Origin of the sequence: Sphaerimonospora mesophila, from assembly GCF_001417795.1 — a bacterium.
In the GTDB taxonomy this organism is placed as follows: domain Bacteria; phylum Actinomycetota; class Actinomycetes; order Streptosporangiales; family Streptosporangiaceae; genus Sphaerimonospora; species Sphaerimonospora mesophila.
Genome location: NZ_BCBX01000041.1, coordinates 98,996 through 116,970 on the forward strand (window position 1 = coordinate 98,996; position 17,975 = coordinate 116,970).

Below are 17,975 nucleotides of genomic sequence, written 5' to 3' on the forward strand. Positions count from 1 at the left end.
GGACTGGCATCATCTGGCTCATGGGTGAGCACAGAATCGACCTGCCCGACGTCGACGGGCTGATCATCGGCATCCTCGGCGGGACCGGCGACCAGGGAAAGGGCCTGGCGCGCCGGTTCTCGCTGGCCGGTCACACCGTACTGATCGGCTCGCGTAACGCGGAGCGGGCCGAGGCGGCGGCACGCGGCGTCGCCGCTCCGGGGACGCGCACGCGGGGCGCCGAGAACGCCGCGGTCGCGGCCGAGGCCGACATCGTGATCGTCGCCGTGCCCTGGGACGGCCACCGGGCGCTGCTGGAGTCCCTGCGCGACGAGCTCTCCGGCAAGATCGTGGTCGACTGCGTGAACCCCCTCGGCTTCGACAAGCGGGGGGCCTACGCCCTGCCTGTCGAGGAGGGCAGCGCGGCACAGCAGGCGGCGGCGGTGCTGACCGGCAGCCGCGTCGTCGCGGCCTTCCACCACGTGTCCGCGGTGCTGCTGCTCGACCCGGAGGTCGACCGGATCGACCTGGACGTGCTCGTGCTCGGCGACGACCGCGAGGCGACCGACATCGTGCGGGCGCTCGCCGGGCGCATCCCCGGATTCCGCGGCGTGTACGGGGGCCGCCTGCGCAACGCTCACCAGGTGGAGGCGCTGACCGCGAACCTGATCTCGATCAACCGGCGTTACAAGGCGCACGCCGGCATCCGGATCACCGACGTTTAGCGCGGCGAAGGGCCGGTCGCTCCACCAGCGGACGCGCCGGGGGGAGGCTCCGGTCCGCTGCGCGTGACTTCGCTCGCGGTCCTCGCTTCCTCCCGCTCCGCTCCCTTGAGCGCGGGGCCTAGCCTTGTCGGCATGAGCTCTCTTCATCCCGAGACGCGGGCCGTCCATCTCCCCCGGCCCGACCTGAACGGCAGCACGCCGATCTCTCCGCCGATCTACCAGACGTCGGGATTCTCCTTCGACGATCCGGAGGTGTTCGCCGACGGGATGAGCCGCCCCGACGGTGCTTTCACCTACGGCAGGCACTCCAACCCCACGGTGCGGGCGATGGAGGACGCCGTCGCCGGTCTGGAGGGCGGTGCGGGCGCCGTCGCGACCGGTTCGGGGATGGGTGCGATCAGCTCGGTGCTGCTCGGCCTGCTCAAGCCGGGCGACCACGTGATCGCGCAGCGGGCGTTGTACGGCGGCACCGCCCAGCTGCTCGCCGACCTGGCGGCGCGATTCGCCGTCGAGATCACCTACGTGCCGGAGGACGATCCGGCGGCGGTGCTCGCTGCCGTACGGCCCGCCAGCCGGCTGCTCTATCTGGAGACGATCGCGAACCCGATGACGCAGGTCGCCGACCTGCCGGGGATGTGCGGGGCGGCGCGCGAGGCGGGGCTCGTCACGGTCGTGGACAACACCTTCGCCTCGCCCGTGCTGTGCCGTCCGATCGAGCACGGGGCCGACGTGGTCGTCCACTCGGCCACCAAGTATCTGTCCGGCCACTCCGACGTCCTGGCCGGCGTCGCGGTCTTCGCCTCGGCCGAGCTGCACCGCCGGGTCTGGTCCTACGCCGTGGAGGTCGGCGCGACGGCCGATCCGTTCGCGGCCTGGCTGGTGCTGCGCGGCATCCAGACGCTGCCGCTGCGCATGGCGCGGCACTGCGCCAACACGCGGGCGCTGGCCACCCGGCTCGCCGGGCATCCCGCCGTCACCGCCGTGCACTGGCCCGGTCTGCCGTCCCACCCTTCGTACGACCTGGCCGCCAAGCTGCTGCCCGACTTCGGCGGGGTCTTCTCGTTCGACCTGACCGTCGGGCGCGAGGCCGGCGAGGCGTTCATGCGTGCCGTACGGCTGGCCCGGCTGGCGCCGTCGCTCGGCGGCGTCGAGACGCTGGTCATGCATCCGGCGACGACGTCGCACCGGTCGCTCGGCCCCGCCGAGCTGGCCGCGGCGGGGATCGGGCAGGGGACGGTACGGGTCGCCGTGGGCATCGAGCACCCGGACGACCTGTGGGCCGACTTCGCGCAGGCTCTCGGCGGGGGTGCGGCGTGAGTGCGGCGATCGTGGGGCGCGCGGAGGCGGAGAAGGCGGCGGCGCGCATCGGCGGGCATGTCCGCCGGACGCCGGTCGCCCAGGCCGGGCCCGGCCTCCTACTCAAGCTCGAGGGCATGCAGCATTCCGGCTCGTTCAAGGTGCGCGGGGCGTTCAACCGGATCCTGTCCGTGATGGAGGCGGGCCCGCTTCCGGAGGCCGGCGTCATCGCCGCCAGCGGCGGCAATCACGGGATGGCCGTCGCGTACGCCGCGCGGGCGCTCGGCGTCCCCGCGGAGATCTTCGTGCCGGAGGTGTGCGCGCCGGTGAAGGTCGAGGGCCTGCGGCGGCTCGGCGCCCGGGTCGTCCAGACCGGGGCGATCTACGCCGAGGCCTACGAGGCGTCGCGGAAACGCGCGGCCGAGACCGGCGCGCTGGACATCCACGCCTACGATCAGCCCGAGGTGGTGGCCGGGCAGGGCACGGTCGCCGTCGAGCTGCTCGAACAGGCGGCGAAGCTCGACAGTGACAGTGACAGCGACGGTGAGAGTGCCGGTGCCGTGCACGACCACGCGCCGATCGACACCGTGCTGGTGGCCGTCGGCGGCGGCGGACTGGTGTCGGGCATCGTGGCGGCGCTGGACGGGCGGGCCGAGGTGGTGGCGGTCGAGCCGGAGCGGATCCCCACGCTGCACCGTGCGCTGGCGGCCGGGGAGCCGGTCGAGGTGGAGGTGAGCGGCGTGGGCGCGGACGCGCTGGGCGCGAGCCGGATCGGCGGGCTCGCGATGGAGATCGTCCCCGGACGTCTGTCCAGCGTCCTGGTGACCGACGAGGCCATCGTGGCGGCGCGGCACGCCCTGTGGCGGGACCACCGCGTAGCGGCCGAGTACGCCGGGGCCACCGCGCTGGCCGCACTGCGCTCTGGCGCGTACGTGCCCCGGGAGGGCGAGCGGGTGGCCGTGATCGTGTGCGGTTCCAACACGGACCCGGCCACCCTGCTCGATCGGTGACGGCTCAGCGGTAGCTGTGCTCGGGGGTCGGGAATGCGCCGGAGACGACCTCGTCGGCGTACGCACGCACCGCCCGGTCCATCTCCCCGGCCAGGTCGAAGTACTTCTTGACGAACTTCGCCGGCCGCGGGGTGAGGCCCATGAGGTCCTGCCAGACGAGGACCTGGGCGTCGGTGTAGGGCCCCGCCCCGATGCCCACCGTGGGGATGCTCAGCGAGGTGGTGACCCGGTGGGCCAGGTCGGTCGGCACGCACTCGAGCACGAGGGCGAAGGCGCCCGCGTGCTCGAGTGCCTTGGCGTCGGCCATGAGCTCGTCACCGGCCTGGCCGCGGCCCTGCACGCGGTAGCCGCCGAGCGTGTTGACCGACTGCGGGGTCAGGCCGAGGTGGGCCATGACCGGGATGCCGGCCGAGACGAGCAGCTCCACCTGGGGGAGCACCCGGTGGCCGCCCTCCAGCTTGACCGCGTGCGCGCCGGCCTCCTTCATGAACCGGGCGGCCGTCTCCAGGGCCTGCTGGGGCGAGGACTGGTAGGAGCCGAACGGCAGGTCGGCGACGACCATCGCGCGTGACGAGCCGCGTACGACGGCGGCGGTGAGCGGGATCAGGTCGTCGACGGTGACGGGCAGCGTCGAGTCGTAGCCGTAGACGACCATCGCGGCCGAGTCGCCCACGAGCATCACCGGGATGCCCGCCTCGTCGAACACCCTGGCGGTCATCGCGTCGTACGCGGTGACCATGGGCCACTTCTCGTGCCGTTCCTTGGCCGCCGCGATGTCGCGGACCGTGACCCTGCGCTTCGACGCGCCCCCGTAAAGGGCGGCGGGCGGGCTGGAAACGGCGGGAGCAGCGGAAACTGCGGTTTCAGAGGACATGGTTACCTCCAGGCCTCGTGGCGCCCCTGTGGCGTCCCCGGACAGTCAGATCATTGCATGTCGGCTATGGATACAACACCCCCCGGCGTGACCGGATTGTCGGCTCCGCAGGGCACAATTCCCGCGGAGGTAAGTAATCAGCATGGCAATAGAACCTTACCGGCGGGTGCTGGCGCTGCCCGGCGTGCGCACACTGCTGCTGGTCGGCCTGGCCGCCAGGATCCCGCTGACCGGCACGGGCATGACGCTCACGCTGCATGTGCTCAACACCCAGCGGCTGGGGTTCTTCCAGGCCGGCCTCGTCGGCGCGATGAGCATGCTGGGGGCGGCGGCGGGCTCGCCGCTCGCCGGCCGGTTCGTCGACCGGCACGGCCTGCGGCCGGTGCTGGCCGTCACCACGCTCGCCCAGCTGTGCTTCTGGTGCACCGCCCCGGCCCTGCCGTTCCCCGCGCTGGTGACGGGCGCGCTGGTGGCCGGGGTGTTCAGCCAGCCCGTCTTCGGCGCGATCAGGCAGTGCCTGGCCGCGATGGTGCCGCCCGAGCGGCACCAGACCGGGTTCGCCCTCGACTCGATGGCCGTCGAGTTGTCGTACATGGTGGGCCCCGCCCTCGCCGTCGCGAGCGTGACCGCGTTCTCCAGCACCGCGACGATGTACGGGGTGGCGGCCGGCCTGGTCGGCTCGGGGGTGGGGCTTTACCTGCTGAACCCGCCCATCAGATCGCCGGAGGAGGCCGTCGCGGGGGAGGCGGCGGTGCCCGGGCGGCAGTGGCTCAGGCCTGGCCTGATCACGCTGCTCGGCGCGGTGTCCGCGCTGACGTTCGTGCTCACCGCGACCGAGCTGTCGGTGGTCGCGATGCTGAAGGCCGACGACGCGACCGCATGGACCGGCCTGGTGCTCGCCGTGTGGTGCGCCTACTCGCTGGTGGGCGGCTTCGTCTACGGAGGGCTGTCGCGGGGGCTGCCGCCGCTGGTGATGATGTGCGCGATGTGCGTGCTGACCGCGCCCGTCGGGTGGATCGGCGGGCCGTGGTGGTGGCTGTTCGCGACGCTGCTGCCGGCCGGGGTGCTGTGCGCCCCGGCGCTGTCCGCGACGGTCGACGCGGTGAACCGGCAGGTTCCCGCGGCCGCGCGGGGTGAGGCCATGGGCCTGCACGGCACGTTCCTGACCATCGGCGGGGCCTGCGCCGGCCCGGTGGCCGGCGGCCTCCTCGACGCGTACGGCCCGGCCTGGGCGCTGGCGGCGGCTGGGGTAGGTGGAACGGTGCTGGTCCTGATGGCGATGCCGTTCCAGCGGGGCCGGGCCGTGTCGGCGGATGGTCCACGGCATGCGGTGCCCAATTCTGAAACGGTCCCGTTGCGTATCGAATAGGGTTAGCGCTACGCTCCCGTTGCGAAACTCTCTCGTATCGAAATCTCGTACGCTCGTAAGGAAGTAACGGGGGTTACATGGACTCGCATACCGGGCACCCACGCCGATGGCGCATCCTCGGCGTGATGGTGTTCAGCCTGCTGGCCGTCGTGCTGGACAACACGATCCTCAACGTGGCGGTCAAGACGATCGCCGACCCGGTCCACGGCCTGGGCGCCACCCAGAGCGAGCTGGAGTGGGCGATGAACTCCTACACGCTCGTGTTCGCCGGTCTCCTGTTCACGTTCGGGGTGCTGGGGGACAGGTACGGCCGCAAGCGGATGCTCCTCGTCGGCATGGTGCTGTTCGGCCTCTCCTCGCTGGTCAGCGCGTACGCCCAGACGCCGACGCAGCTCATCGGGGCACGGGCGCTGATGGGCCTCGGCGGCGCGGCCATCATGCCCGCCACCCTGGCGATCATCTCGAACGTCTTCCCCTACCACGAGCGGGGCAGGGCCATCGGCATCTGGGCGGGCGGCGTCGGCATCGCCGTGGCGATCGGGCCGATCACCGGTGGTCTGCTGCTCGAGCACTTCTGGTGGGGCTCGGTCTTCCTGGTCAACGTCCCGATCGTGCTGGTCGCCGTGGCGTTGATCGCCGCGGTGGTGCCGGACTCCAGGGATCCCGACAAGTCCGGCCTCGACCCGGTCGGCGTGCTGCTGTCCATAGCCGGTCTGGTCAGCCTCGTCTACGGCATCGTCCGGATCAGCGATCTGGGCACGGTCGCCGACGTCTCGGTCATCGTCCCGTCGCTGGCGGGCCTGGCCGTTCTCGCGGTGTTCGTCTGGTACGAGCGGCGGATCGAGCACCCGGCCTTCGACGTGCGCCACTTCCGCAACCCGGCCTTCACGACCGCCATCTCCAGCGTCGGCCTGGTGTTCTTCGCGGCCATGGGCGTGATGTTCTTCATGGCCTTCTACTGGCAGATCGTCCGCGGCTACTCGCCGCTGGAGTCCGGCGCGCTGGTGCTGCCGTTCGCGATCGCCCAGCTGATCTTCGCGCCGCGCAGCGCGCGGGTGGTCGAGAAGTACGGCGCCAAGGCGGTGGGCACCGCCGCGATGGCGGTGATCACCCTGTGCCTCGCGGCGTACGCCCTGGTGACGGTGGACACCCCGATCTGGATGCTGCTGGCGCTCGGGTTCGTCCAGGGCACGGCGATGGCCAACCTCATGCCCCCGGCGACCACCGCCATCATGAACGCCCTCCCCAGGGAGAAGGCCGGTGTCGGGTCGTCGATGAGCAACGTCGTCCGGCAGGTCGGCGGCACGCTGGGCATCGCCGTACTGGGCGCTGCGCTGTCCGCGGTCTACCGGAACGACATGGAGGCCAGGGTGAGCGCCCTGCCCGAGCAGCTCCGCCACGCCGTGTCCGAGTCCATCTCGGGCGCCGCCGGCGTGGCCGGTCACCTCGGCCCGGACGGCGCGAGGCTGATGGACGCGGCCAACCGTGCGTTCGTCGAGGGCATCCACTGGGCCGCCCTCGGCTCTGCCGCCGTCGCCCTGATCGGCACCGTCGTGGTCGCCCGCTGGATGCCGGGCCGTACGGCTCCGGAGACGGCCGCGGAGACGGCTCCGGAGGCGGTGCCGCCGGTGGCGCCGAAGGCAGAGCGGCAAAAGGCCGTGGTTTGATGAGGACCTGGCGATAGTGTGAACGGGCGATGAAGATGCGGCAGACGGCTGAAGGCACGGCCCGTCCGGCGGGCCGCCCGCGCAGCGAGAAGGCGGAGAAGGCGATCGTCGACGCCACCCTCGATCTGCTGGGCGAGGGCATCGGCGTGGCGGAGCTGTCCATCGAGTCGATCGCGGCCCGCGCCGGCGTCGGGAAGACCACGATCTACCGGCGCTGGTCGAACAAGGAGGACCTCGTCGTCGACGCGCTGGCGACGCTCAAGCCGCCGATCCCGCCGCTGGCCGGCCTGTCGGTCCGGGACGACCTGGTGACCTATCTCCGGGTGCTCCGCGATGAGTCGTGCCACCAGCGCACCCGCTGCATCATGAACATCGCCATGAGCCACTCCGACCGGCACCCCCGCCTGGCCGAGCGGTTCCGGGAGGTCGCCCTCGAACCGCGCCGGGCCGCCCTGCGCGGCGTCCTGCGCCGGGGGATGGAGACCGGCGAGCTACGCGCCGACCTCGACGAGGAGATGGCGATGGCGATCCTCTCCGGCGCCATGATGTGGTACACGAGGTGGAACAGGTCCGGCCCCGAGCCCCCCGAGGACGTGGCCGAGCGCATAGTGGACGAGGCCCTGCTGGGGTTCCGCTCCCATTCCCCCGTCTCTTCCCCCGCCACACCCCCGCCCATGCCGTGATCTTGCAATTACTCGCACATATAGGCGCTGACCTGGCTGAACACCTCGGGTGATCTTGCACTTTCTCGCGAAGTACGGCTCTGACCTGCGGTGAAACGGTTCGTGATCTTGCACTGCTCGACATGCTGCAAGATCACGAACGTCGTATGCGCAGGTCACAGGGCAAGCCTGCGAGAAATTACAAGATCACGCCGGGGGATGGGTGTCACGCCACCGGTTGGTGATGGGCAGGCGGCGGTCCCGGCCGAAGTTCTTCGAGGTGATCTTGGGGCCCGGCGGGTACTGGCGGCGCTTGTACTCGGCCAGGTCGACCAGCCGGAGGATGCGCGTCACCAGCCCGGGGTCGTGGCCGGCCGCGACCAGCTCGTCGCGGCCCATGTCCCGCTCCACGTAGTCGCGCAGCAGCGGGTCGAGCACGTCGTACGGCGGCAGCGAGTCGGTGTCGAGCTGGTCGGGCCGCAGCTCGGCGCTCGGCTCCTTGGTGATCGAGTTCTCCGGGATCGGCGGGTCGCCCGGCTGTGCGTTGCGCCACTCGGCCAGCTTCCAGACCAGGCTCTTGAGCACATCCTTGATCGGCGCGAAGCCGCCGGCCGAGTCGCCGTACAGCGTGGAGTAGCCGGTGGCCAGCTCGCTCTTGTTGCCGGTCGTCAGCACCAGGTGCCCGTGCTCGTTGGACAGGCTCATCAGCAGCATTCCGCGCACCCGGGCCTGGAGGTTCTCGGCGGACAGGCCGCTCAGCTCGATCTCCTTCTCGAAGGCCGTGACGATGTCGGCGATCGGCACGACGCGTGCGTTCAGCCCCTGGCGGCGTACGAGCTCCTCGGCGTCGGTGATCGAGTGGTCGGAGGAGTAGCGCGACGGCATCAGCACCGCGTGGACCCGGGAGGGCCCGATCGCGTCGGCCGCGATCGTCGCGGTCAGCGCGGAGTCGATGCCGCCGGACAGCCCGAGGATGACCGAGCGGAAGCCGTTCTTGGCGACGTAGTCGCGCACCCCGAGGACGAGCGCCTGGTAGATCTCGGCCAGGTCGTCCAGCCGCTCGGCGATCACCGGCGGCTCCGGCCGGTACGGTTCCACCGGCGCGGCCGACAGCACCCGCCGCCGGACGGTGATCTCGCTGCCGTCGTGCAGACCGATCGGCAGATCGCCGGGCTCGGCCGTGCCGCCGGGCAGTTCGAGGTCGGTGACCAGCAGCTCCTCCTCGAACCGCCGGGCGCGGGAGATCAGCTCGCCGGCGGCGTCCACGATCAGCGAGTCGCCGTCGAAGACCAGTTCGTCCTGGCCGCCGACCATGTTCACGTACGCGAGCGCGCAGCCCGCCTCCCTGGCCCGCCGCGCGCACAGCTCCAGCCGCGCGTCGTCCTTGTCCGTCTCGTACGGCGAGCCGTTCGGCACCACGAGCAGCCCCGCGCCGGCCTCGGCGACGACCGAGACCGGGCCGCCCTCCTGCCACAGGTCCTCGCAGATCGCGATCGCCACGTCGACCCCGCGCAGCCGGAAGATCGGTAACCGGTTGCCGCGCGCGAAGTAGCGGTGCTCGTCGAACACGCCGTAGTTCGGCAGGTGGTGCTTGGCCGACCGCATCGCCACCTCGCCCTCGTACAGGACGCCGGCGGCGTTGAGCGGCCTGCCCCCGGCGCCGGTCCGGTCGAGGTAGCCGACGACCACCGGCAGGCCGCCGAGCCCGTCGGCCGCCAGGCGGGCCGCGACCGCGGACAGCGCCGACAGCGACGCCTCGACGAACGACGAGCGCAGCACCAGGTCCTCGGCGGGATAGCCGGTCAGGAACAGCTCGGGGAAGACGACCAGGTGGGCGTCGCGATCGGCGGCCCGCCGGGTCCATTCGACGAGCTTGTCCGTGTTGCCGGTGATGTCGCCGACGACGGGATTGGTCTGGGCGAGCGCGATGCGAAGTTGAGCCACGAATCCACCCTAGGTCGTCCGAATTATTGTCGTCAAAGAGACGATAAGTCCCGCTCAGGTGCCGGTAGTGCCGGGACTGACGAGGCCCTTCTCGTAGGCGAGGACCACGAGTTGCGCCCGGTCTACCAGCTCCAGCCGCCGCAGCAGGCCCATGATCTCGTCGGCTATCTCCTGCTCCGGCACGCCCAGTGTCATCGCGATCTGCCGATTGGTGAAGCCCCGGGCGACCAGTTTGATCAGGTCGACGTCGGAGTCCGAGAGGCCCCAGGGCGCGCCCAGGTCGCCGCGCCCGGCGAAGGCGGCGATGACGTGCGTGGTGACGGCGGGGTCCAGCAGCGCGTCCCCGGCCACGGCCACGCGGATCGCGGCGATGAGCTGCTCCGGGGGCGACGTCTTCAGGATGAAACCGCTCACACCGGCCCGCAGCGCCGCGTAGAGGTTCTCGCCGGTGCCGAACGTGGTCATCATGATCACCTTGGTCGGCACCCCCGAGGCGAGGATCCGGCGGGCCGCGGCCAGGCCGTCGAGGCGCGGCATCTGGATGTCCATGAGCACCACGTCCGGCTGGGTCGCCATGGTCAGCGCGATCGCCTGCTCACCGTTCTCGGCCTCGCCCGCGAGCTCCAGGCCGGGCTCGCTCGCGAGGACCACTTTCAGGCCGGTCCTGATCAGCGCCTGGTCGTCGGCGATCAGCACCCGCAGCCGCGGGGCCGCCTCCGGCTCCGCGGACGGCGCGGGAGCCGGAGCCGGAGCGGAGGCGAGAGGCGCCGCGGGGCTCTGATGCGGTGCGGCGCCCGGACGCGCGGCGGCGGCGGGGTCGCCGTCGAGATGCGGCGCCTGGGCCAGGATGTCCTGCTGGAGCCGCTGGAGCGTCGGCCCGGGATCCAGACCCAGCTCGTCGCGCAGGACCTCCCTGGCCCGCTGGAGCGCGCCGAGCGCGTCCCCCCGTCGCCCGGCCCGGTAGAGCGCGAGGGCGAGCAGCCGCCAGGCCTCCTCCCTGAGCGGGTGCGCCGAGGCGTGGGCCTCCAGGTCGGCGATGAGCGGACCGGTACGGCCGAGCCGTACGGCGGCCTCGCCACGCCGTTCCACCGCGAGGAGGCGGAGCTCGTCGAGACGCTGCGCCTCCGCCCGCGCCCACGGCAGGTCCTCGAACTCGGCGAGCGCCGGCCCGCGCCACAGGCCGAGCGCGCTCTCCATCCGTTCGAGCGTCCCGGCCGGATCGTCGCCGTGGTCGCCTTTCACCAGCTTCTCGAACCACCAGCAGTCGACGTCCTCCGGCCTGGCCCGCAGCGCGTACCCCGGCGGGGCCGACACCAGCACGCCGGCCTCCTGGCGCGGCGCCCGATGCGGCTCCAGCGCCCGCCTGAGGCGGGACACGTAGCCCTGGATGGTCGACAGGGCCTGGGCCGGCGGTTCTCCCGGCCACAGGTCCGCGATCAGCGTGCCGACCGGCACCGCGCGCCCCCCGGCCACGAGCAGCCGGGCGAGCACGGTCTGCTGTCGCAGTCCGCCCAGATCGAGCGTCTCGCCCTCGGCGATCACCTCAAGAGGCCCGAGAGCACGAAATATCACCATTGCACGGGTAAGCGTACGGCTCGTTCCGCTGCGACGCGGCCCATGTCCCGGCGTCAGACGGCCAGTGGAAAGCGGGCCTCCACGACCGTGCCGCCGGTGTCGGGGGAGCTCACCACACAGCTGCCGCCGAGCTCGGCGGCCCGTTCCCGCATCGACGACAGGCCGACGCCGGCGCGCACATGGTGCGGCAGGCCGGCGCCGTCGTCGGCGATCCGGACGCGCAGCTCGCCCACCCCCACGGCGTCGGCGCCGTCGGGGTCGTCGCCGTGGGCACCGTCCGGTCCGCGCCGTTCCGCCGTGATCGTCACCCGGGCGGCCCGCGCGTGCCTGCGGATGTTGTTCAGCGCCTCCTGCACGATGCGATAGACGGCGACCTCCACGGCGGCAGGCAGCCCGGCCATCTCGTCGCCGACCCGCACCTCGACGCGCGCGGTCCCGGACCGCCCGGCCGGGAGCGTCTCCTCGGCCAGGGCGCGTACGGCTCCCGCCAGGCCGAGGTCGTCGAGGGCCGGCGGCCGCAGGCCGTACACCAGCTCCCTGATGTCGCCGGCGACCGCGTCCATGCCGGCCCGCAGATCCCGCAGCAGACCGTCGGCGGCGGAAGGCGAGCTGGTGAGGCGCATCCTGGCCATGTTGAGCGTCATGGCCATCGCGCCGAGGGTCTGTCCGAGCCCGTCGTGCAGGTCGCGGCGCAGCCGTCGCCGCTCCTCCTCCCGGGCGGCGAGGATCCGCTCACGCGACCGCTGCAGGTCGGCCGTCATCCGTACGGCGTGGGCCACGTCGGCCACGTGGGGGAGCAGGGTGGCGATCACCCGTTCGTCGTGCGCGGCGGCGAACCGGTGCGTGCCCGGACTGCCGATCAGCAGGCGCCCCACCGGCTCGCCGTGCCAGACGAGCGGGATCGGCCTGGCGTCCGGACCGAGCCGGCCGCATTCGACGTATCGGGGCCGCCCGTCCGGGATCTCGACCGCCACGCCGTCGACGGCCAGACCGTCGCGCACCACCATGACCACGGCGGACAGCGCGTCGCCCGGGTCGGCCCGCCGCACCTCCTGCGTCAGCCGTTCGGCGAGCAGGGCCGGATCGCCCACCCTGCCGTACAACGCGCGGTCCATCGTGCGCTGCAGGGCGCGGCGCAGCGGCTGGAAGAACGCGCCGGCGAACAGCGCAGCGGCGAGCCCGGCCACCTGGTGGTAGCCGGAGACCACGAGGCCGGACAGGGCGCCCACCCCGAAGTAGACCGCGCTGATCATGGTCAGCAGCCCGGCGGCGATGAAGGTGCGGCTGATCACCGTGTCGATGCCGTACAGCCGATGGCGCAGCACGGCGAACATGATCGCGAACGGGATCAGCCCCGTCCACAGCGCCGCCGGGATCCACCAATCCGGGCCCAGCAGATAGAGCACGGCATATCCGGCGAAGACGGTGAGGGGCCAGGCGATCTGCCGCCGCGTGACCGGGTCGGCGTGGCGCAGCCGCAGCGCGAGCGAGGCGAGGGCGGCGACCACACAGAACTGAAGGACATACTGCAGGGTCAGCCGGGCCGTCGAGTAGTAGGGGAGGAGCCCATCGACCCCCAGCGGGTTGTGGATCACCTTCGGCCATGGGTACCGGCCGGGGTCGGGGTCGGGCCGCAGCAGACCGAGCCCGGCCTCGGCCATGGTGACCGCGATGCTCAGCGCGACGAGGGGGATCCAGCGGCGCGAGGGCAGCCGGCCGGTGGGCGAGCAGAGCGGGACCATGATGGCCAGCAGCAGGCCGGCCACGGCCCGGCACACGAGCTGGACCGCCCGGGCGGCGACGGCGGCCCCCATGTCGTCCTGCGCGGCCCAGTGGAACGTGAGCGCGGTGAAGGCCACGTTCCCCGACGCCAGCAGGCCGCCGACGCAGATCAGCCATGCCGTACGGAACCTCGGCCGCTGGGAGACCAGGAACGCCCCGGTGATCGGGAATGTGAGCGCGGCGCCGAAATCCGGCGTCAGCGGCGGCCTGGGCTGCCACTCGGCGGGGATCCGGAGCTGGACGCCGATCCCCACGACCGTCAGCACCAGCGCCACCGCGGCCATCACCCACGCGACCACGCGCGCGGGGAAGACCGGCGGATTCTCGTCCATAGTGGGATGGATTATGCACTGGAGCGTTGCATCCCACGCAATGCACGCCGCCGTACCGCTGTTCGACCGGCGGCGTATCGAGGAGGGCTTCGTAACCCGCGCGAAACACGCGGCAGGCACACTGGTAGGTGACCTGACGTGTGAGTTTCCGATGATTTTCCGAGAGGTACGTCTTGGACCGCCAGCAGGAATTCGTCCTCCGCACGCTCGAAGAGCGGGACATCCGGTTCATCCGGCTGTGGTTCACCGACGTGCTCGGCTTCCTCAAGTCCGTGGCGATAGCGCCGGCCGAGCTGGAGGGCGCCTTCTCCGAGGGCATCGGGTTCGACGGGTCCGCCATCGAAGGCTTCTCCCGGGTGTACGAGTCGGACATGCTGGCCAAACCCGATCCGTCGACCTTCCAGATCCTGCCGTGGCGCAGTGAGAACCCGGGCGCGGCCCGCATGTTCTGCGACATCCTCCTGCCGGACGGGTCGCCGTCCCACGCCGACCCGCGATGGGTGCTCAAGCGGGCGCTGGCCAAGGCGGCCGACATGGGCTTCACCTTCTACACCCATCCCGAGATCGAGTTCTTCCTGCTGCACGGCAGACCGGAGAAGGGCGAGCGGCCGGAGCCGATCGACGACGGCGGCTACTTCGACCACACCCCGCACAGCGCGGGCCACGACTTCCGCCGCCAGGCGATCATGATGCTGGAGTCGATGGGCATCTCCGTGGAGTACAGCCACCACGAGGGCGCTCCCGGTCAGCAGGAGATCGACCTGCGCTACGCCGACGCGCTGACCACGGCCGACAACATCATGACCTTCCGCCTGGTCATGAAGGAGGTCGCGCTGGAGCAGGGCATCTGGGCGTCGTTCATGCCCAAGCCGTTCACCGAATATCCCGGCTCTGGCATGCACACCCACATGTCGCTGTTCGAGGGCGACCGCAACGCCTTCCACGAGGCGGGCGCGGACTACCAGCTCTCCAAGACCGGCAGGTCGTTCATCGCCGGGCTGCTGAAGCACGCCGCCGAGATCACCGCCGTGTGCAACCAGTGGATCAACTCCTACAAGCGGCTGTGGGGCGGCGCCGAGGCGATCGCCGGAGCGGGCGGCGAGGCCCCCTCCTACATCTGCTGGGGCCACAACAACAGGTCCGCGCTCGTCCGGGTGCCGATGTACAAACCGCACAAGGGCGCCTCGACCCGGGTCGAGTTCCGCTCGCTGGACTCCTCGTGCAACCCCTATCTGGCCTTCGCGCTGGTCCTCGCGGCCGGGCTGAAGGGCATCGAGGAGGGCTACGAGATGCCGCCCGAGGCCGAGGACGACGTGTGGGCGCTGACCAGCCGGGAGCGCCGCGCCCTCGGCATCCAGCCGCTGCCGCAGTCGCTCGACGAGGCGATCTCGACGATGGAGCGCAGCGAACTGGTCGCCGAGACACTGGGGGAGCACGTCTTCGACTACTTCCTGCGCAACAAGCGGGCCGAGTGGCGGGAGTACCGCCGCAGGGTCACCCAGTTCGAGCTCGACCGCTATCTGCCCGTCCTCTGAGGTGGGCGCGTCGAGGTGAGCGCCGGTCCGCGGTTCCGTACGACTGCCGGGCGCCTGGCCGCGCTCGGTTTCGCCGACGGCGCCAGGGCCGAGCGACTGCTGCACGAGCTTGAGCTGCACGGTCTCGGGCTGCACGGACATGGGCGGCACGGTATTGGACGGCGCGGTCTTGGGCGGCACGATCTCGGCCCGGATACGGCAGGCGACCTCGGACTGCTCGACGACCTCGTGGCGGCGGCCGACCCCGATCTCGCGCTCACCTCGCTGAGCCGGCTCGTGGACCGCGACCCCGGCGTGCCGGCCGCGTTGCGCGCCGACCCCGGCCTGCGCCGCAGGCTGCTTCGCGTGTTCGGTCTGAGCGCCGCCCTCGCCGAGCACGTCGTACGGCACCCGGCCGACATCGGGCGGCTGGCCGGTTCCGGCGGCCGTACGGCACCGCCCCGCGAGGAGCTGCTCCGGGCCGTCGAGGCCGCCTCCGCTCCCCTCGACGCGCTGCGCGTCGCCTACCGCGGCAGGCTGCTGCGGCTCGCCGCGCGGGACGTCATGGGCGAGGTGTCGCTCGTCGAGGTCACGGCGGAACTGGCCGATCTGGCCGGCGCCGCCCTCGACGCCGCCCTCGCGATCGCCCGCGCCGAGACCGAGGACGCCGGCGACGTCCGGCTGGCCGTCATCGGCATGGGCAAGTGCGGCGCCCGCGAGCTCAACTACATCTCCGACGTCGACGTGATCTTCGTGGCCGAGCCGGAGGAGGGCGTCGACGAGACCCACGCGCTGCGGATCGCCACCAGGCTCGCCCAGGCCATGATGCGGGCCTGCTCGGCGAGCACGGCCGAGGGGGCCCTGTGGGAGGTGGACGCCGGCCTGCGCCCGGAGGGCAAGATCGGCCCGCTGGTGCGCACGCTCGACAGCCATCTGACCTACTACCGCCGCTGGGCGAAGACCTGGGAGTTCCAGGCACTGCTGAAGGCGCGGCCGGTCGCGGGCGACCTGGAACTCGGCCACGCGTACGTCGCCGCCGTCGGCGAGCTGGTCTGGCAGGCGTCGGCCCGGGACGGCTTCGTCGAGGACGTACAGGCGATGCGCCGCCGCGTGGAGGCCCACGCGCGCGGTCACGCCCCCGCGGGCGAGGCCGAACGGCAGATCAAACTCGGTCCTGGCGGGCTGCGGGACATCGAGTTCGCCGTGCAGCTGCTCCAGCTCGTGCACGGTCGCGCCGATCCCCGGCTGCGCCGCCGCGCCACCCTGCCCGCGCTGGCCGCCCTGTCCGAGGGCGGATATGTCGGGCGGGACGACGCCAGGGCGCTCGCCGAGGCGTACACCTTCCTCCGCCGGGTCGAGCACCTGCTCCAGCTCCACCGGCTGCGCCGTACGCACGTGGTGCCCGCAGGCGAGGCCGAGCTGCGCCGCCTCGGCCGGGCCCTCGGCATGACCGCCGATCCGGCGGGGGAGTTCACCGAGACCTGGAAACGGCATGCCCGCCAGGCGCGGCGGCTGCACGAGAAGTTGTTCTACCGGCCGCTGCTCCAGGCGGTCGCCCGCCTGCCGGAGACCCAGGCCCGGCTCTCGCCGGAGGCCGCGGCCGCCCGCCTCGAGGCGCTCGGCTACGCCGACCCCGAGGGCGCGCTGCGGCACATCGCCGCGCTGACCGGCGGCCTGTCCCGGCGTGCCGCCATCCAGCGGACCCTGCTGCCGGTCATGCTCGGCTGGTTCGCCGACGCGCCCGACCCGGACGCGGGCCTGCTGGGCTTCCGCCAGATCAGCGACAGACTCGGGTCGACGCCCTGGTATCTGCGGCTGCTGCGCGACGAGACCGCCGTGGCCGAACGACTCGCACACCTGCTGGGCACCGGACGCTACGTGACCGGGCTGCTGCTGCACGCGCCCGAGGCGGTCGCGATGCTCGGCTCGCCCGCCGAGCTCGCCGTACGGCCCGCCTCGGCGCTGGCCGCCGAGGCCGCCGCCGCGGTCGGCCGGCACGGCCCGGACGCCGAGGGCGCGGTCACCGCGGTGCGCGCGCTGCGCCGGAGGGAACTGCTGCGTACGGCATGCGCCGACCTCACCGGCCTGATCGACGTCGAGGAGGTCGGCCGGGCCCTGTCGTCACTGGCCGATGTGACGATCCAGGCGGCACTGGACGCGGCGCTCAACAAGGTGGCGGACGGTGCCGGCCTCCCCACCAGGATCGCGGTGATCGCGATGGGCCGGCTCGGCGGCCTGGAGTGCTCCTACGGCAGCGACGCCGACGTGATGTTCGTGCACGCGCCGGTGCTTTTCCGGGAGGGAGCGGGGCTTTCCGGGGAGGGGGCGGGGCTCTCCCGGGGGGCGGGGCCCGGCGCGTCGGAACGGGAGGCGGCGGATGCGGCCCACGCGGTCGCGGAGGAGCTGCGCAGGCTGCTCGCGCTCCCGGCGCCCGACCCGCCCCTGCACGTCGACGCCGATCTGCGGCCGGAGGGACGGCAGGGCCCGTTGGTACGCACCCTCGCCTCCTATCGCGCCTACTACGGCCGGTGGTCGTCCCACTGGGAGGCCCAGGCGCTGCTGCGCGCCCGGTTCTGCGCCGGGGACGCGGAGCTCGGCCGCGAGTTCATCGACCTCGTCGACCCGCTGCGCTATCCGGTGGGAGGCGTCGCGCCCGAGGCCGTACGGGAGATCCGCAAGCTGAAGGCGCGGATGGAGGCCGAGCGGCTGCCGCGCGGGGCCGATCCCAGCCTGCACACCAAGCTCGGCCGGGGCGGCCTGGCCGACGTCGAGTGGACGGCCCAGCTCATCCAGCTCCGGCACGCGGGAGCCGTACCGGAGCTGCGGACGACCCGGACGCTCGACGCGCTGCGGGCGGCGGTCGGGGCGGGCCTGCTCGACGAGGCCGACGAGGCGGCGCTGGCGCGGGCCTGGCGGCTGGCCTCCCGGGTCCGCGACGCCATCATGCTGGTGCGCGGCCGGGCGGGGGACAGCGTCCCAGCGGTCGTGAAGGAGCGTGCCCTGATCGCGCGGGCACTCGGATATCCGCCGGACGGGTCGGAGGACTTCCTCGACGACTACCGGCGGGTGACCCGCCGGGCCCGCGCGGTGGTGGAACGGGTCTTCTACGAGGACTGAGTTGCTGGCTGAGTTTCTCGCTGACTTTCTGGCCGAGTTTCTACGAGGACCGAGTTTCTGCGAGTACTGAGCTTCTGCGAGTACTGAGCTTCCACGAGGAATGAGCCGGGACGGGGTCGCGCGGCGACC

General features: G+C 72.2%; 12 protein-coding genes. 8 read left to right on the forward strand and 4 right to left on the reverse strand.

Annotated elements, in window-relative coordinates:
- Nucleotides 1-20 precede the first annotated feature (20 nt).
- The 3 genes from npdG to AP234_RS23070 all read left to right on the forward strand — a co-directional run bounded on the left by npdG (nucleotide 21) and on the right by AP234_RS23070 (nucleotide 3,010).
- Entirely contained in the window at nucleotides 21-704 is a 684-nt protein-coding gene (gene npdG / locus AP234_RS23060) for an NADPH-dependent F420 reductase (RefSeq protein ID WP_055481790.1), read from the forward strand.
- Nucleotides 705-836: 132 nt separating this feature from the next.
- A complete protein-coding gene (locus tag AP234_RS23065; protein WP_055481791.1) occupies nucleotides 837-2,021 on the forward strand; it encodes a trans-sulfuration enzyme family protein in 1,185 nt (394 codons plus the stop codon).
- A complete protein-coding gene (locus AP234_RS23070) occupies nucleotides 2,018-3,010 on the forward strand; it encodes a threonine/serine dehydratase (protein ID WP_235558329.1) in 993 nt (330 codons plus the stop codon). The genes AP234_RS23065 and AP234_RS23070 overlap by 4 nt, the downstream gene beginning before the upstream one ends.
- Before the next feature lie 4 nt (nucleotides 3,011-3,014).
- Here AP234_RS23070 and panB read toward each other — a convergent pair whose 3' ends face one another.
- Nucleotides 3,015-3,884, reverse strand: coding sequence for a 3-methyl-2-oxobutanoate hydroxymethyltransferase (panB, locus tag AP234_RS23075; protein WP_055481792.1), 870 nt, complete (start codon nucleotides 3,882-3,884; stop codon nucleotides 3,015-3,017).
- Between the two features lie 142 nt (nucleotides 3,885-4,026).
- Here panB and AP234_RS23080 point away from each other — a divergent pair, with 142 nt between their 5' ends.
- The 3 genes from AP234_RS23080 (at nucleotide 4,027) to AP234_RS23090 (ending at nucleotide 7,603) form a co-directional block, all read left to right on the forward strand.
- The gene (locus AP234_RS23080) at nucleotides 4,027-5,253 is read left to right on the forward strand and encodes an MFS transporter (RefSeq protein WP_055481793.1); all 1,227 of its coding nucleotides are present in this window, start codon (nucleotides 4,027-4,029) and stop codon (nucleotides 5,251-5,253) included.
- 77 nt (nucleotides 5,254-5,330) lie between these two features.
- The gene (locus tag AP234_RS23085; RefSeq protein ID WP_055481794.1) at nucleotides 5,331-6,920 is read left to right on the forward strand and encodes an MFS transporter; all 1,590 of its coding nucleotides are present in this window, start codon (nucleotides 5,331-5,333) and stop codon (nucleotides 6,918-6,920) included.
- 29 nt (nucleotides 6,921-6,949) lie between these two features.
- A complete protein-coding gene (locus tag AP234_RS23090; protein WP_152990570.1) occupies nucleotides 6,950-7,603 on the forward strand; it encodes a TetR/AcrR family transcriptional regulator in 654 nt (217 codons plus the stop codon).
- A gap of 186 nt (nucleotides 7,604-7,789) precedes the next feature.
- On the opposite strand, the gene AP234_RS23095 is transcribed toward AP234_RS23090, so the two are convergent.
- The 3 genes from AP234_RS23095 to AP234_RS23105 are packed head-to-tail and all read right to left on the reverse strand — an operon-like array spanning nucleotide 7,790 to nucleotide 13,215.
- The gene (locus AP234_RS23095; RefSeq protein ID WP_055481795.1) at nucleotides 7,790-9,526 is read right to left on the reverse strand and encodes an NAD+ synthase; all 1,737 of its coding nucleotides are present in this window, start codon (nucleotides 9,524-9,526) and stop codon (nucleotides 7,790-7,792) included.
- A 54-nt stretch (nucleotides 9,527-9,580) separates the two neighbouring features.
- A complete protein-coding gene (locus AP234_RS23100; RefSeq protein WP_055481796.1) occupies nucleotides 9,581-11,101 on the reverse strand; it encodes a BTAD domain-containing putative transcriptional regulator in 1,521 nt (506 codons plus the stop codon).
- Nucleotides 11,102-11,154: 53 nt separating this feature from the next.
- Nucleotides 11,155-13,215 (reverse strand): histidine kinase, encoded by a 2,061-nt coding sequence (locus AP234_RS23105; RefSeq protein WP_055481797.1) that lies wholly within the window; start codon nucleotides 13,213-13,215, stop codon nucleotides 11,155-11,157.
- Nucleotides 13,216-13,388: 173 nt separating this feature from the next.
- Between AP234_RS23105 and glnA the strand changes: the two genes are divergently transcribed.
- Both glnA and AP234_RS23115 read left to right on the forward strand, forming a co-directional pair.
- Nucleotides 13,389-14,750: a type I glutamate--ammonia ligase gene (glnA, locus tag AP234_RS23110; protein WP_055481798.1), complete on the forward strand. Its 1,362-nt coding sequence runs from the start codon at nucleotides 13,389-13,391 to the stop codon at nucleotides 14,748-14,750.
- Between the two features lie 15 nt (nucleotides 14,751-14,765).
- Nucleotides 14,766-17,846, forward strand: a complete 3,081-nt coding sequence (locus AP234_RS23115) for a bifunctional [glutamine synthetase] adenylyltransferase/[glutamine synthetase]-adenylyl-L-tyrosine phosphorylase (RefSeq protein ID WP_055481799.1) — start codon at nucleotides 14,766-14,768, stop codon at nucleotides 17,844-17,846.
- Nucleotides 17,847-17,975: the final 129 nt, after the last annotated feature.

Bases quoted from the DNA above. Each gene is read 5' to 3' on its own strand.
- AP234_RS23080 (WP_055481793.1), top strand. From the start codon at position 4,027: ATGGCAATAGAACCTTACCGGCGGGTGCTGGCGCTGCCCGGCGTGCGC.
- AP234_RS23105 (WP_055481797.1), bottom strand. From the start codon at position 13,215: ATGGACGAGAATCCGCCGGTCTTCCCCGCGCGCGTGGTCGCGTGGGTG.
- npdG (WP_055481790.1), top strand. From the start codon at position 21: ATGGGTGAGCACAGAATCGACCTGCCCGACGTCGACGGGCTGATCATC.
- AP234_RS23085 (WP_055481794.1), top strand. From the start codon at position 5,331: ATGGACTCGCATACCGGGCACCCACGCCGATGGCGCATCCTCGGCGTG.
- AP234_RS23065 (WP_055481791.1), top strand. From the start codon at position 837: ATGAGCTCTCTTCATCCCGAGACGCGGGCCGTCCATCTCCCCCGGCCC.
- AP234_RS23100 (WP_055481796.1), bottom strand. From the start codon at position 11,101: ATGGTGATATTTCGTGCTCTCGGGCCTCTTGAGGTGATCGCCGAGGGC.
- panB (WP_055481792.1), bottom strand. From the start codon at position 3,884: ATGTCCTCTGAAACCGCAGTTTCCGCTGCTCCCGCCGTTTCCAGCCCG.
- AP234_RS23090 (WP_152990570.1), top strand. From the start codon at position 6,950: ATGAAGATGCGGCAGACGGCTGAAGGCACGGCCCGTCCGGCGGGCCGC.